This is a genomic window from Candidatus Dormiibacterota bacterium (genome assembly GCA_035532035.1).
Taxonomy (GTDB): Bacteria; Vulcanimicrobiota; Vulcanimicrobiia; order Vulcanimicrobiales; family Vulcanimicrobiaceae; genus Tyrphobacter.
On sequence record DATKRS010000021.1, the window covers coordinates 18,013 to 31,480 of the forward strand.

Genomic DNA, 13,468 nt, shown 5'->3' on the forward strand with positions numbered 1-13,468 from the left:
GGCGCTATCGCAGCGTCGGAAGCTGCTGCGAGACGATCGCCCAGTTGGACGGCTGCACGGCGACGGCGCCGCTGTACGGCGTATCGAACTCGCCGATCACGACGAACAGCACCGCCACGATTCCGGCAACGGCGGCGGTCATCGCGAGTTGCGCCGCTCGGTTCGCGGTGCCCAAGAGATACGTGAAGAAGAGCGTCACGATCCCGCCGGCAACGAGCGCGATCCAAAGGATCGGTGGAACCGACGGCGCGACCTGCGCGAAGCGCCTGCGGCGAGCGTCGAAGACGGCGTGTAGCTCGCGCATCGCGCTCTGTTGCACGTTTACTTCGCCGGCGTTGCCCGGACGAAACGTGTCGACGTCGTACGCCGCGCGCTCGAGCGAGCTCGACGAGCCGATGACGATGCCGCGGCGCATCGCCGGCCACTCGCGCCGGACGACCGACTGCACGTACTCTCGCAGATCGGCACGCACCGCGCCGCGCAGCGGCTGTGGAAAGCCGGCGGCGACGCGGTAGGCGTCCGCCACTGCGGCGCTTTCTTGTTGCACGTAGTCTTGCGCTGCGGCATAGCGCTGCCAGACGAGCACCACGACGAAGCCCAGCAGCACGGCATACGTAACGCCGACGACCGACAGCAAAAACCCCGCGACGTCGTTATGATCCTGAAGCCGGTGGTAGTCGCTGCGGCGTTGGATGACCGCGTGGATGCCGACGGCGGCCGCAACGATCAGTGCAACGATGAGTATCTCGCCGAGTGCTACCATGCGGTCTCCTCCAGCGAACGGTCGAAGATCTTGGGCGCCTTTCCGCCGAAGAGCAGCGACTCGCTCGCCCCGATCTGTTTGCGCAGCTCGACGAGCTCGTCTCGCAGCGCCGCAGCACGCTCGAACTCGAGGTTCGACGCGTGCTCGCGCATCCGGCGCTCGAGCTCCGCGATGGTCTTCAGGGCGAGCTCCCGCGGCATGCGCTCGACGCGCTTACCCTCGCGCGTCTGGGTGCCTCCGCCGACCATGCTCAGGATGTCGCGGATCTCCTTGCGAATCGAGCGCGGCTCGATGCCGTGCTCGCGATTGTACTCGACCTGCATTTCGCGCCGGCGCCGCGTCTCGCCGATGGCCTTCGCCATCGACTCCGTCACGGTGTCGGCGTACATGATGACTTTGCCCTCGACGTTGCGCGAGGCGCGCCCGATCGTCTGAATGAGCGACGTCCCGCTGCGAAGATAGCCTTCTTTGTCGGCGTCCAAGATGCCGACGAGCGAGACCTCGGGCAGATCGAGGCCCTCGCGCAGCAAGTTGATGCCGACGAGCACGTCAAAAACGCCGGCGCGCAAATCCCGCAGGATGGCAACGCGCTCCAGCGTGTCGATCTCGCTGTGCAGATAGCGCACGCGCAGCCCCATCTCGACGAGGTAGTCGGCGAGATCCTCGGCCATTTTCTTCGTCAGCGTGGTGACGAGGACGCGCTCCTTGCGCTCCACGCGCACGCGGATCTCTTCCATCAGATCGTCCACCTGGTTGCGCGTCGGGCGAACGTCGACCTCGGGATCGACCAGACCCGTCGGTCTGATGATCATCTCGACGACCTGCGACGAACGCGCTACCTCGTACGCTCCGGGCGTCGCGGACACGTATACGACCTGATTGACGTGACGCTCGAACTCGTCGTAGGTCAGCGGCCGGTTGTCGAGCGCGCTCGGGAGGCGGAATCCGTGCTCAACGAGGACCGCCTTGCGAGCGTGATCGCCCGCGTACATGCCGCGCACTTGCGGCAGCGTCACGTGCGACTCGTCGACGAACAGCAGCCAATCGCGCGCAAAGAAGTCCAGCAGGCACCACGGCGTCGAGCCAGCCTCGCGCCCCGTCAAGTGCCGCGAGTAGTTCTCGATTCCGTTGCAGTACCCGACTTCTCGCAGCATCGTGAGATCGTATCTCGTGCGCTGTTCCAGGCGCTGCGCTTCGAGCAGGCCGCCGCGCTCGCGAAACCAGCGCAAACGCTCGTCGAGCTCGATTTCGATGGCGGCAATTGCGCGTTGAAGCTTCTCGTCCGGCGTAATGAAGTGCTTCGCGGGAAAGATCGTCAGATCGTCTTTGCTCTCGAGGTACTCGCCGGTCAGCAAGTTCACGACGTTGATCGCCTCGATTCTATCGCCGAAGAACTCGATGCGGTGAACGAGCTCCTCGTCGACGGCAACGAACTCCAACACGTCACCCCGAACGCGGAAGGTGCCGCGCACGAGGTTCAGATCGTTGCGGCGATACTGCATGTCGACGAGCTTGTGCAGCAGCGCGTCGCGATCGATCTCCTCGCCGACGTGCACCGAAGCCGACATCTCGACGTAATCCGACGGCGATCCCAAACCGTAGATGCACGAGACCGACGCCACGACGAGCGTGTCCGGGCGCGTTAAAATCGCCTGGGTTGCCGAATGGCGCAGGCGCTCGATCTCGTCGTTGATCGAGCTGTCCTTCTCGATGTACGTGTCCGTTGACGGGACGTACGCTTCGGGCTGGTAGTAGTCGAAGTACGAGACGAAGTACTCGACCGAGTTCTTGGGAAAGAACTCGCGGAACTCCGCGCACAGCTGCGCTGCCAGCGTCTTGTTGTGGCAGAGCACGAGCGTCGGCTTCTGTACGAGCTCCACGACCCGCGCCATGGCGAGCGTCTTCCCGCTGCCCGTGACCCCCAGGAGCGTCTGCGCACGGTCGTTGCGCTGCAGCCCCAGCGCGAGCGCGTCGGTCGCCTTGGGCTGATCTCCGGCAAGCGCGTACGGAGCAATGAGTTGAAAGCGGGGCATGGTTACGGTCTGGCTACGCCACCGTGGAAACGGGGTCCCGCCCGCGCGCGCGGCGCGCGGCGCGGGGCGAATGCGCAAGGTGCATCGCCCTTGAAAACGAACCCTGGGAGGTCGCATGGTATCGGGAGACGCCTCTTGAGCAGTAGTCCATTGGTTTTCAGCGGGAGCTCGAACCGGGCGCTCGCCGAGGAAATTGCCAAACGCCTCAAGGTGAACGTCGGCAAAGCGCTGGTCGCGAAGTTCAAGAACGAAGAGACGCGCATCGAAATCCAAGAAAACGTTCGAGGCTCGGAAGTTTTCGTCGTCCAGTCAATTTGCAAGGCGCCCAACGGGAACGGCGTCAACGACGCCGTCATGGAGCTGCTGCTGATGATCGATGCGCTGCGCCGCGCGTCGGCGTCGCGAATCACTGCGGTGATCCCCTACTACGGGTACGCCAAGCAAGACAAGAAGACAAAAGGCAGAGAGCCGATCTCCGCCAAGGTCATGGCGAACATCCTGAAGGTCACCGGCGCCAAACGCATCGTGACGATGGACCTGCACGCGGCGCAGATCCAGGGCTTCTTCGACATTCCGGTCGACAACCTAATGGCGATGCCGACGCTCTGCAACTACCTGAAGAAGGAAGGCCTGTGCGACGACCACATCGTCGTCGTCTCTCCCGACGCGGGCGGCGTGCACCGGGCGGAGCTGTTCGCCAAGCGCCTCAACAGCTCGCTCGCCATCGTATTCAAGCGGCGTCCCGAACCGGACGTCAACGAGGTAGCGGAGATCGTCGGCGACGTCGAGGGGCGAGCGGCGATCATCGTCGACGACATGATCTCGACGGGCGGAACGCTCGACAAGGCGGCCCAGGCGATTCGCCAACGCGGCGCGACCCGCGTGCTCACCGTTGCGACGCACGGGATCTTTGCGGGCGAGGCGGTTGCGGTGCTCGAGAACTCGGCGATCGAGCGCATCGTCGTCACGAACACGATTCCGCTGGTAAACGTGGATCAACATCCGAAGTTCGTGCAGCTCTCGATCGCACAAACCTTCGCCGACGCGATCGCTCGCATCACTACGAACCGCTCCGTTTCCGAGCTTTTCGGCGAAGACATCGACCCTTTTGACATTGCAGCCTCGGTGCCGAAACCGGCAGCCGTCGGCTAATCCTTTCGGAGTATCATGGCGAACACAGACTTGAAACTTTCGGTCGAGCACCGTGCCGCGATCGGCACGACCGGCGTGCGCCGGCTGCGCGCGGCGGGGAAAGTTCCCCTCGTCCTCTACGGTCACGGGAGCGTTCCGGAGCCTCTTGCCGCCGATTTGCGGGCGTTCGAAGAGCTGCTCGTGCGGGGCGGGCGCACCGGCATGATTACGCTCACCGACGACGGCAAGGCGAAGGATACGGCGCTCGTTCGCGAGATTCAGCGCGATCCCGTATCGCGCAAGATCGTGCATGCGGACCTACTGCGCGTCTCGGCTCACGAGAACGTGCGCACGCGCGCGCGAATCGTACCGACGGGAACGTCGCGAGGCGTGCGCGAGTTCGGCGGCGTCATGGACGTACTCGCCCACGAAATCGAAATCGAGGGTCCCGTCGACGCACTTCCGTCGCAGCTCGAGGTGGACGTTTCGGAGTTAGGTATTCACGAGCACGTGGTCGCCGGAGACATCGCGCTGCCGAAGGGCTTCGCGCTCGTCACGCCGGCCGATACCGTCATCATCGCGATCGAGGCATCGAAGACGGCGCATCAACTCGAAGAAGCGGCCGCGCCCATACTCGAAGAGGCGCAACCCGAGGTCATCGGAGAGAAAGAGAAGACCGAGGCGGAAGCGCCTAAGGCGTGAGGCCCCGCGTCGCGCCTCGCATCGTCGTTGGCCTCGGCAATCCTGGCCGCGAGTACGAACGGACGCGCCACAACCTCGGCTTCATGGTCGTCGACGAGCTCGCCGGGCGTTTGGGCGTCGAGCGATGGAAGAGAAAAGACTCCGCACGCCAGGCCTACGATTCGGCACGTGGCGTCGTACTCGTCGAACCAACCTCGTTCATGAACTTGAGCGGTGCGCCGGTGCGCCTGATCTCGTCCTGGTACCGCACGCCGGCCGAAGACGTGCTCGTCGTCGCGGACGACATCGACTTGCCGTTCGGGAAGCTGCGCGCGCGTCCGTTCGGAGGACACGGCGGACACAACGGTTTGCGCTCGATCATCGCGACGATGGGCGAGAACTTCCCGCGACTACGCATCGGCGTCGGCCGCCCGAAGTACGACACCGTCGATCACGTGCTCACGCCCTTCGATGAATCCGAACGCGCCGCACTTTCCGCCATAGTGGCGGCCGCAGCGGACGCCGTACAGGTGTGGCTGAACGAAGGGATCGACGCCGCGATGCGCTTCGCGAACACCTGGCAGGGTATCGGCTCCCCCGTCAATCGCGGCGGCGATTGAACCCTAAGGGCAGCCCGTCGTCCTGCTGCCGACGGCGAGGGCGTCCTCGCCGAGCGTCGGCGCGCGATACAAGAACGTGCGGCCGACAGTGCTCGGGCAGACCTGTTCGATCTGCTCGTCGCCCGCGCGCACGAGCGCGCGCAGCGCCGCCGCTCGATTTCCGGTCATCGCGACGGCCGCGTGCTCGGCCCGCAGGCGCATCGACACCACGGCGGCATGGTCGATCGGTACGGCAACGATATACACGATCGCGAGAAGCGCACCGACCAGCGTGATGCGCGAGATGGGATCGTCGTCACGCCGAAACGGCACGCGATCGGCGATGAACACCGCGATCGCGATGCCGATGATGGCGATCGCGGCATCGACGAGCGCGAGATTCAACGGGTCGTGCTTGTCGAGCTGCGCGATCTCCGCGGCGATATAGAACTCGATCTCTTGCGGCGTCGAGGTGTCGACGACCGCGTCGGCGAGAACGATGCGCTGCGTAGACCCCATGCCTTCGGTCTTCGCTGCATCCACTGGAATGCGGTCGACGCGATGCTCGACGACTATCGGAACGCCGGCGTATCCTTCCCGTGCCGCGAACGCGCGGGCGCGCACGCCGATCGCACCGCCGAGGGGCGCGTAGCGCTCGAAGAGCGGTGCGATCACATATGGGTCGACGAGCGTTCCCACGAGCGATATGACGATGATGCCCGCGATCGTATAGAGATACCACTGATGCGTGCGCTCGACGAGCCACAGCACGACGACCGCGATGCATCCCGCGACGAGCATGCCGATGAGCGTTCCGAGCACGTACTCGTAGGCCCACACTCGCGTCAGCACGTGCGAGAGGCCCATGACGCGTTCGACGCGCCAGACGTAGAACGACGGCAGAACGGCCGCCGTACGAGCGACGACTGCCAGCGAAGCACCGAATGCAAAGCGGACCGCGGCTTCTCCGCCGAGCGCTGCACGGAGCGCGTCGCGCCATCGCGCGGCGCCACCGGCTCGCCAGAAGTAGAGCAGCGCGAGCGCTTGGGCAAAAACGGCGGCGAACCATCCCGGCAGCTCGAATGCGATGAGCCGGGCGCCCGCCGCTTGCCGGTCGGCGTCGACGAGACGGGCGATCGGCTCGGCAAGCAACCGCGCAGACGGAATCGCATTCACGTACCGGTCGAGCGCGTCGACCGCAACGGCGAGCAGAAGGCTCATCTCCCGCCCTATTCATACAAAGCGAAGCCGGCGCCTTCGACCGCGTATGCGACGCGGTCGCGCCCGCAGCGTTTGGCGTGGTACATGGCCGCGTCCGCAGTTTCCAGCAGAGCGGCCGCATCGCCGGCGTCGAACGGGAATGCGGCAACCCCGATGCTCGCGGTCAACTGCATCGGCACGCCGAAATCGTGCGTTCTCACCGCCGCGCAGAACGCACGCGCACGCTCGATCGCTCGCAGCTTTCGAGAGCCGTGCAGGAGCATGCAGAACTCGTCGCCGCCTTTTCGGCCGACAACGTCGACCCCGGGCACGGCGTGCTCTCCGAGCAACGCCGCCATGCGCTGCAGCACGAGATCGCCCGCCTCGTGTCCGTACGCGTCATTGATCTCCTTGAAGCGGTCCGTGTCGACGAACCAGAGCGAGAGCACGGCCCCGCTTGTCGAGCGCATGACGTCGTGCAGCCTCAGGCGAAATGCGCGCGGTGAGAGCGCGCCGGTCAAACCGTCGAAGGTGGCATCCGCGCGATCCGCTTCACGCTCCAGCGCGAGAAGATAGATCTCCGTCGCGCTCGCGACGATCCGCGTCACGCGCTGCGCATTCGGTAAACCGGCGGCCGTCGCGGTCGCGGCGTACCAGACGCCGCGAACGGCGCGTTCCGAAATCATGGGCACGGCGATCGCCGCTCGGTCGCCGGGCATGAGCGCGTCGAGTCGCCGTGAAGAAACGACCGCTTGCGCCACGATCGCCGCGCGCGCGGGCAGCCGTCCGTCGGCGGCGTGGCGCATCCGCACGCTGCGAAAGTGCTCGGTGCGCGGGCCGCGCGCGTAGACGCAACTCAGGACGCTCTCGTCGCTCGCGAAGAACAGCGCGGCGTCGAGCTCGGGCTCGGCCGCGCGCGTCGCACAGTCGATCGCCGACAAAACCGCGCTGCTCGATCGGCGTGCTGCGGCAACGAACTGCGCGAAGGTACCCTCCACATGGTGGAGAGTGCCGTGGGATCCGGGTCCTAGGACGGCTTTTTGGGAAGCGGACGGGCGGGATTGCCCGCGACGCGTTCGCCGGCGGGCACGTCCTTCGTGACGACGGAGCCAGCGCCCGTGAGCGCGTCATCGCCGATCTCGACCGGAGCGACGAGCGACGAATTCGAGCCGATCGAGGCGCGTTTCCCGATTTTCGTCCTGTTCTTCCGCTTGCCGTCGAAGTTGCACGTGATCGTCCCAGCGCCGACGTTGGCGTCCTCTCCGACGGTGACATCGCCGAGGTACGAGAGATGGCTGGCCTTGGCACCGCTCTCGAGGCGCGCGTTCTTCAACTCGACGAAGTTCCCGATGCGCACATCGTTTGCAAGAACGCTCTCGCCCCGCAGATGGGCAAACGGGCCGACGTGCGCGTCGTCTCCGATGACGCTGTCGAGAATCACGCTCTCTCGTACTTCGGTTCGCGCCCCGATCGTCGCGTTCGAGAGGCGCGCGTTCGGGCCGATCGTGCATCCTTGGCCGATTCGCGAGAGGCGTCCGATCGCGGTGTTCGGGTAGATAACGGTGTCGCGGCCGATCGCAAGCTCGGGCTCCAAATACGTGCACTCCGGATCGACGATCGTCACGCCGTCGCGCATGTGCTGCATGCAGAGACGCTCGTTCACTCGCGCGCGCGCGATGGCGAGCTCCGCCCGGTCGTTGACGCCCAGCAGGTTGCGCCCCTCTCGCAGCAAGATCGGGTTGACGCGGTTTCCACCGCTTGCCAGCAGCTCCACCGTGTCGGTGAGGTAATACTCGCGCTGCGCGTTTTCGTTGCGCAGCGCCGCGAGCGCGCCGCGCGCCTTTCCTTCGTCCATGGCGTAGATGCCGGCGTTCGTCTCCTCGATTGCCAGCTCGTCCGCGGTTGCGTCGCGCGCCTCGACGATGCGTTCGACGCACTCGCCGCGCCGCACGATCCGCCCGAAGCTCGACTCGGGTCCGGCATGCAGCGTGACGAGCGCCATGGCATCCGTGCCCAGCGCGTCGGTTGCCGCCGCGAAGATCTCGCCCGTCACAAGAGGCATGTCGCCGTTGGTCACGAGGATACGGCCGCCGCTGCGCGGCTCGAGCGACTCGAGCGCGATACGCAGCGCATGCCCCGTGCCCAACTGCTCCTTCTGCACGACCGCTTCCGCACCGCCGAGCGCGGCGAAGCCAGGCCGCATCTCCGGCGAGATGACGACGACGACGTCCTCGACGCCGGCCTCGCGCAGCGCGCGCAGAACCCACCACAGCATCGGGCGGCCGCATAGCTCGTGGAAGACCTTCGGCACCGCGCTTTTCATGCGCGTGCCCTTCCCGGCCGCGAGAACGATTGCGCGAACGCCGCTCAATGCAGTCTCTCCAAGGCAGTCTCCAGTCTGCGCAAGGATTCGCTCTTTCCGAGAATCTCCATCGCGTCGAAGAGCGGCAGCGACGTCGGGCTACCCGTGACGGCGACGTAGTAGACGCGAACGGCGTCGCGAAAACGCAGCCCCTGCGCGAACGGCCACGCATGCTCTGCGACCGCACTCTTCAGTACTCGACCGATCTCGGCTTCGCGCCAATCGCCATCCGGAAGCTCCGAAAGCCGCGCGAGCGCGAGCTTCAGCGCCTCGGACGCGGCGGAGGGCGGCAGCTTGGCAAGCTCGAGATCGGCCTTCGAGAGCTGCGGCCGCTCGGCGAGAAACGCGACGAGCGGGCCGAACTCTTCCAACGTTCTGATCCGCTCCATCGCGAGCCGAGCGACGCGCTCGCGCCACGCGGGCGCGATTGCTTCAGGCCATGCGTAGCCCCAGCCCTGCAGCAGTAAGAGCATCTGCGACGTCGTGTGGCGCCGCAGGTGCTGTCCGTTGAGCCACGTCAACTTCTCCAGATCGAAGACGGGGCCGCCGAGCGAGATGCGCGTGAGATCGAAGTCCGAGCACATGCGCGTAAGCACGTCGCTCGTCGAGCTGCAGTTCAGCAACGCTTCGTCGTTGCGGCCGTCGACGAGCGCACCGAGAAAGTGGAGCAGCGCCTCGGGAAGAAAGCCACGCGCGCGATAGTACAGAATGCTCGTCGGGTTCTTGCGCTTCGAGAGCTTGCTCTTGTCTGGGTTGCGCAAGAGCGGCAGGTGGCAGAACGCCGGAGCGTTGCCGCTCCATCCGAAGTAGTCGTAGAGCAGCAGGTGCTTGGGCGTCGAGCTGATCCACTCCTCGCCACGAATGACGTGCGTCACGCCCATGAGGTGGTCGTCGACGACGTTCGCAAGATGGTATGTAGGAAATCCGTCGGACTTCATAAGGACCTGCATGTCGACGGTCTTCCACTCGATCTCGATCCGCCCGCGCAACGCGTCTTCGAATACGCAGACGCCGTCGCGCGGCACTTTCAAACGAAGCACCGACGGAACGCCCGCGCGTTCGTTCTCGGCGATCGTCTGCTGCGCAAGGTTCAAGCAATGCCCGTCATAGTGCGGCGGCTCGTGCGCGGCGCGCTGCGCGACGCGCATCTCTTCGAGCCGCTCCGCGCTGCAGAAGCACCTGAAGGCGTGGCCGCCTTGCAGCAGCCGGTTCGCGTACTCGGCGTAGATCGCGGAACGCTCGCTCTGCCGGTACGGACCGTGCGGGCCGCCTACGTCCGGACCTTCGTCCCACGATAAACCAAGCCAATGCAGCGACGCGAGGATCGCCTCTTCGGACGCTTGCGTGCTCCGCGTCCTGTCCGTGTCCTCGATGCGCAGGATGAATCGGCCGTCGCTACCGGAGGCGCGCGCAAAGCACGCGTTGATGAGCGCGACGTACGCGGTAGCGACGTGCGGGTCGCCCGTCGGCGACGGCGCGACGCGCGTTCGAGCCTTCAATTAACCAGCTCGCGCCTTCCGCACTCGCGTCTGACGAACTCCACGATCTCCCCTAGCGGCGTTCCTGGCGTGAAAATGGCGCGGACACCCATGCGCTTGAGCGCCTTCGCGTCGTCGGGCGGTATCGTCCCGCCGCCGAAAAAGACGACGTCCTGCGCGTCTTGCGCCTTGAGCTGCTCCAACACCAGCGGAAAGAGCGTCATGTGCGCTCCCGACAGGATCGAAAGCCCGATGCCGTCCGCATCCTCTTGAATGGCGGTTTGAACGATCTGCTCCGGCGACTGAAAGAGCCCGGTGTAGATCACCTCCATGCCCGCGTCGCGCAACGCGCGCGCGATGACCTTTGCTCCCCGGTCGTGGCCGTCGAGACCCGCCTTCGCGACGACGATCCGCAGTGGTCGCGGCATCAGGTGGAGTGCTTCTCACGGTCGTGGACGGCGAGCATGCAGCGGTCGCGGCGGCGGCTCAAGCGCAACGCTTCTTCCAACTTCTGCTTCACCTCCGATAGGGTGCGGCGCGCGCGGTGGCGCTGAATCTCGTTCAATCCTTGCATGTGCTAGAATACGCTCCGTTCGACATAGCGCCCGTAGACCTCGACCATCGCATCGACGATCTCGCCCTCGGTGCAATACGCATTCACGCACGCGATGAGGTGCGGCATGACGTTGTCCTTCGGGTCCCGGCACGCGCCCTGCAGCCGCTCGAGCGCCGCTCGCGCGAGCCGCGCGTCGCGATGCTCGCGCACGCGCCGCACGCCTTCCGCCTGCTCGGCCTCCGTCTCTTCGGTGATACGCAGCAGCTCGATGTCCGCAAGCTCCTCATTTTTCTCGAACGCGTTGACTCCGACGACGACGCGGTCCTTCGCTTCGATCGACCGCTGATACCGGTAGCTGGCCTCCGCGATCTCTCTCTGGAAGAAGCCCGCCTCGATCGCTTCGACGACTCCGCCGTACTCGGCGATTTGCGCGAAGTATGCTTCGGCTTCTCGCTCGATCTCGTCGGTCAGCGCTTCGACGAAGTACGATCCACCGAGCGGATCGACGACGTTCGCGACGTTCGTTTCGTACGCCAGCACCTGTTGAGTGCGCAGCGCGATCTCGGCCGACTTCTCGGACGGGAGAGCGTGGACTTCATCCATCGAGTTCGTATGCAGCGATTGCGTCCCCCCGAGGACCGCGGCCATCGCTTCGTATGCAACGCGAACGATGTTGTTCTCCGGCTGTTGCGCGGTCGCGCTGCACCCCGCCGTTTGCGTATGGAAACGCAACTGCCACGACCGCGGATCCTTTGCCCCGTACCGCTCGCGCATGCGACGCGAATAGATCCGCCGCGCGGCGCGAAACTTTGCGATCTCTTCGAAAAAATCGATGTGCGAGTTGAAGAAGAACGAGAGTCGCGGGGCGAACGCATCGACGTCCATTCCTCGCGCGACGCACGCCTCGACGTACGCGAAGCCGTCGGCCAGGGTAAAGGCGAGTTCCTGCGCTGCGGTCGAACCGGCCTCGCGAATGTGATAGCCCGAAATCGAAATCGTGTTCCAGCGCGGCATCTCGTCCGTGCAAAATGCGATCATATCGACGATGAGCCGCATGTGTGGCCGCGGGGGAAAGATCCATTCCTTCTGCGCGATATACTCTTTGAGAATGTCTGCCTGGACGGTGCCACCGAGTACGCGTCGCGAGACGCCTTGCTTCTCCGCGGCGGCGACGTATTGCGCGAGCGCGATGGCCGCCGGCCCGTTGATCGTCATGGACGTCGTGACCGCACCCATGTCGATGCCGGAAAAGAGCATCTCCATGTCCGCGAGCGAGTCGATCGCGACGCCGCATCGGCCCACTTCGCCGCGCGCTTGCGGCGCGTCGGAGTCATACCCCATCAGCGTCGGCATGTCGAAGGCGACGGAGAGTCCCGTCTGCCCCTGCGCGAGCAAGAACTTGTAGCGCTCGTTCGTCTGGCGCGCCGTGCCGAAGCCGGCGAACTGTCGCATGGTCCACAGGCGATCGCGGTATCCGTTCGGGTGGAGACCGCGCGTGTACGGATAGAAGCCGGGATATCCGAGATCGCGCTCGACGTCGAGGTTCGCGAGGTCCGCCGGACCGTAGAGCGTCTGCAGTGGCACGTCGGAGATCGTGCGGTCGACGGCTCCCGAACCGGGGCCGGTGCGGCGCTTCCCTGCTTTGGATGCTTCTTTCCATGCCTGCTCGGAGGAGGCGCGCTCGATCATCTTTGCCACGGTCTGTAGGGGTTCACGCACGGAACCCGCAGGTCATTCCTGGATGCCGAGCGCCTCCAGCGCGCGCCCCGCGGCAGCGTACGGGTCGCCGTCCGCGGCGAGCTCGCCGGCGATCCGCCGCTCGACGAGCTCGCGAATCCGCCCCGCTGCGATTGCCCGCACCTGATGGACGAAGCGGGCGCGCCGGCGCCCTGCAATCTCGCCGCTTTCGTGCAAGTACGCGGCGTGGCGCTCGATCGCCGACCATAGCTCGTCGATGCCTTCCCCGTGCAACGCTTGCGTCGTCACGACCTCGGGAATCCAACCCGTGTACTCCATGATCGCAATCATCGAGCGAATCTCGCGGCGCAGCTGATTCGCCATTGGGTGGTCGCCCTTGTTGACGACGAAGACGTCGGCGATCTCCATAATGCCGGCTTTGAGTACCTGAATCGCGTCCCCGCTTCCCGGCTGCAGAGCGACGATCGTCGTCTCGGCCAGCTCCGCTATTTCGACCTCGTTTTGGCCCGCGCCCACCGTCTCCACGACGACGAAATCAAAGCCGAACGCGTCCATGAGCAATGCTGCGTCGGCGGTCGCGCCGGCAAGGCCGCCGAGATGCCCGCGACTCGCCATCGAGCGAATGAAGACGTCGGGATCGGTGAAGTGCTCCGCGAGACGGATGCGATCCCCGAGCAGTGCACCGCGCGAAAACGGCGAGCTCGGATCGACGGAAATCACACCGACGCGCTTGTTCAAACCGCGCGCCTTGCGGACGAGCGCCGCCGACAGCGTCGACTTACCCACGCCGGGAGGACCGGTGAGCCCGACCATCGTCGCTCGCCCGCCCAGTGCGTGGAGCGCGGCGATGACCGGCGCGCCAGCACCCGATTCGCACAGCGTTATCGCACGCGCGAGCGCGCGCGGCTTGCCCGCTCGGAAATCGCGTACGAGCGTCTCGATCGGCTGCTTCGTCAACGCACTCCAG

Annotated in this window: 13 protein-coding genes; 3 read left to right on the top strand and 10 right to left on the bottom strand. The window is 65.5% G+C overall.

Annotated features, from left to right (window positions below):
- Positions 1-4 precede the first annotated feature (4 nt).
- Together VMV82_07130 and uvrB are read right to left on the bottom strand one after the other, a co-directional pair.
- On the bottom strand, positions 5-763 hold the full coding sequence (locus VMV82_07130; protein HUY41323.1) for a DUF4239 domain-containing protein: 759 nt from the start codon (positions 761-763) through the stop codon (positions 5-7).
- A complete protein-coding gene (gene uvrB, locus VMV82_07135; GenBank protein ID HUY41324.1) occupies positions 757-2,796 on the bottom strand; it encodes an excinuclease ABC subunit UvrB in 2,040 nt (679 codons plus the stop codon). The genes VMV82_07130 and uvrB overlap by 7 nt, the downstream gene beginning before the upstream one ends.
- Before the next feature lie 135 nt (positions 2,797-2,931).
- Here uvrB and VMV82_07140 point away from each other — a divergent pair, with 135 nt between their 5' ends.
- Genes VMV82_07140 through pth form a run of 3 tightly spaced genes read left to right on the top strand, consistent with a single transcriptional unit; the run spans position 2,932 to position 5,228 of the window.
- Positions 2,932-3,948 carry a ribose-phosphate pyrophosphokinase gene (locus tag VMV82_07140; protein HUY41325.1) on the top strand — a complete coding sequence of 339 codons (1,017 nt, stop codon included), beginning with the start codon at positions 2,932-2,934 and terminating at the stop codon, positions 3,946-3,948.
- Positions 3,949-3,978: 30 nt separating this feature from the next.
- Positions 3,979-4,629, top strand: coding sequence for a 50S ribosomal protein L25 (locus tag VMV82_07145; GenBank protein HUY41326.1), 651 nt, complete (start codon positions 3,979-3,981; stop codon positions 4,627-4,629).
- Positions 4,626-5,228: an aminoacyl-tRNA hydrolase gene (pth, locus tag VMV82_07150; GenBank protein ID HUY41327.1), complete on the top strand. Its 603-nt coding sequence runs from the start codon at positions 4,626-4,628 to the stop codon at positions 5,226-5,228. The genes VMV82_07145 and pth overlap by 4 nt, the downstream gene beginning before the upstream one ends.
- A gap of 3 nt (positions 5,229-5,231) precedes the next feature.
- Here the strand turns inward: pth and VMV82_07155 are convergent, their stop codons facing one another.
- From VMV82_07155 to meaB, 8 genes are read right to left on the bottom strand one after another with little or no spacing between them, the layout of a single operon-like run.
- Positions 5,232-6,428, bottom strand: coding sequence for a hypothetical protein (locus VMV82_07155; protein ID HUY41328.1), 1,197 nt, complete (start codon positions 6,426-6,428; stop codon positions 5,232-5,234).
- An 8-nt stretch (positions 6,429-6,436) separates the two neighbouring features.
- A complete protein-coding gene (locus VMV82_07160) occupies positions 6,437-7,405 on the bottom strand; it encodes a GGDEF domain-containing protein (GenBank protein HUY41329.1) in 969 nt (322 codons plus the stop codon).
- 29 nt (positions 7,406-7,434) lie between these two features.
- Positions 7,435-8,778 carry a bifunctional UDP-N-acetylglucosamine diphosphorylase/glucosamine-1-phosphate N-acetyltransferase GlmU gene (glmU, locus tag VMV82_07165; protein ID HUY41330.1) on the bottom strand — a complete coding sequence of 448 codons (1,344 nt, stop codon included), beginning with the start codon at positions 8,776-8,778 and terminating at the stop codon, positions 7,435-7,437.
- A complete protein-coding gene (gltX, locus tag VMV82_07170; GenBank protein ID HUY41331.1) occupies positions 8,775-10,268 on the bottom strand; it encodes a glutamate--tRNA ligase in 1,494 nt (497 codons plus the stop codon). Before gltX ends, glmU begins: the two co-directional genes overlap by 4 nt.
- Positions 10,265-10,675 carry a cobalamin B12-binding domain-containing protein gene (locus VMV82_07175; GenBank protein ID HUY41332.1) on the bottom strand — a complete coding sequence of 137 codons (411 nt, stop codon included), beginning with the start codon at positions 10,673-10,675 and terminating at the stop codon, positions 10,265-10,267. The genes gltX and VMV82_07175 overlap by 4 nt, the downstream gene beginning before the upstream one ends.
- Positions 10,675-10,821: a hypothetical protein gene (locus VMV82_07180; protein HUY41333.1), complete on the bottom strand. Its 147-nt coding sequence runs from the start codon at positions 10,819-10,821 to the stop codon at positions 10,675-10,677. Before VMV82_07180 ends, VMV82_07175 begins: the two co-directional genes overlap by 1 nt.
- Before the next feature lie 3 nt (positions 10,822-10,824).
- Positions 10,825-12,492, bottom strand: coding sequence for a methylmalonyl-CoA mutase family protein (locus tag VMV82_07185; GenBank protein HUY41334.1), 1,668 nt, complete (start codon positions 12,490-12,492; stop codon positions 10,825-10,827).
- 42 nt (positions 12,493-12,534) lie between these two features.
- Positions 12,535-13,458, bottom strand: a complete 924-nt coding sequence (gene meaB, locus VMV82_07190; GenBank protein HUY41335.1) for a methylmalonyl Co-A mutase-associated GTPase MeaB — start codon at positions 13,456-13,458, stop codon at positions 12,535-12,537.
- Positions 13,459-13,468 lie beyond the last annotated feature (10 nt).

Excerpts from the sequence above, each read along its gene's own strand:
- VMV82_07130 (HUY41323.1), bottom strand. The coding sequence starts at position 763 with ATGGTAGCACTCGGCGAGATACTCATCGTTGCACTGATCGTTGCGGCC.
- uvrB (HUY41324.1), bottom strand. The coding sequence starts at position 2,796 with ATGCCCCGCTTTCAACTCATTGCTCCGTACGCGCTTGCCGGAGATCAG.
- VMV82_07155 (HUY41328.1), bottom strand. The coding sequence starts at position 6,428 with ATGAGCCTTCTGCTCGCCGTTGCGGTCGACGCGCTCGACCGGTACGTG.
- VMV82_07175 (HUY41332.1), bottom strand. The coding sequence starts at position 10,675 with ATGCCGCGACCACTGCGGATCGTCGTCGCGAAGGCGGGTCTCGACGGC.
- VMV82_07180 (HUY41333.1), bottom strand. The coding sequence starts at position 10,821 with ATGCAAGGATTGAACGAGATTCAGCGCCACCGCGCGCGCCGCACCCTA.
- VMV82_07185 (HUY41334.1), bottom strand. The coding sequence starts at position 12,492 with ATGATCGAGCGCGCCTCCTCCGAGCAGGCATGGAAAGAAGCATCCAAA.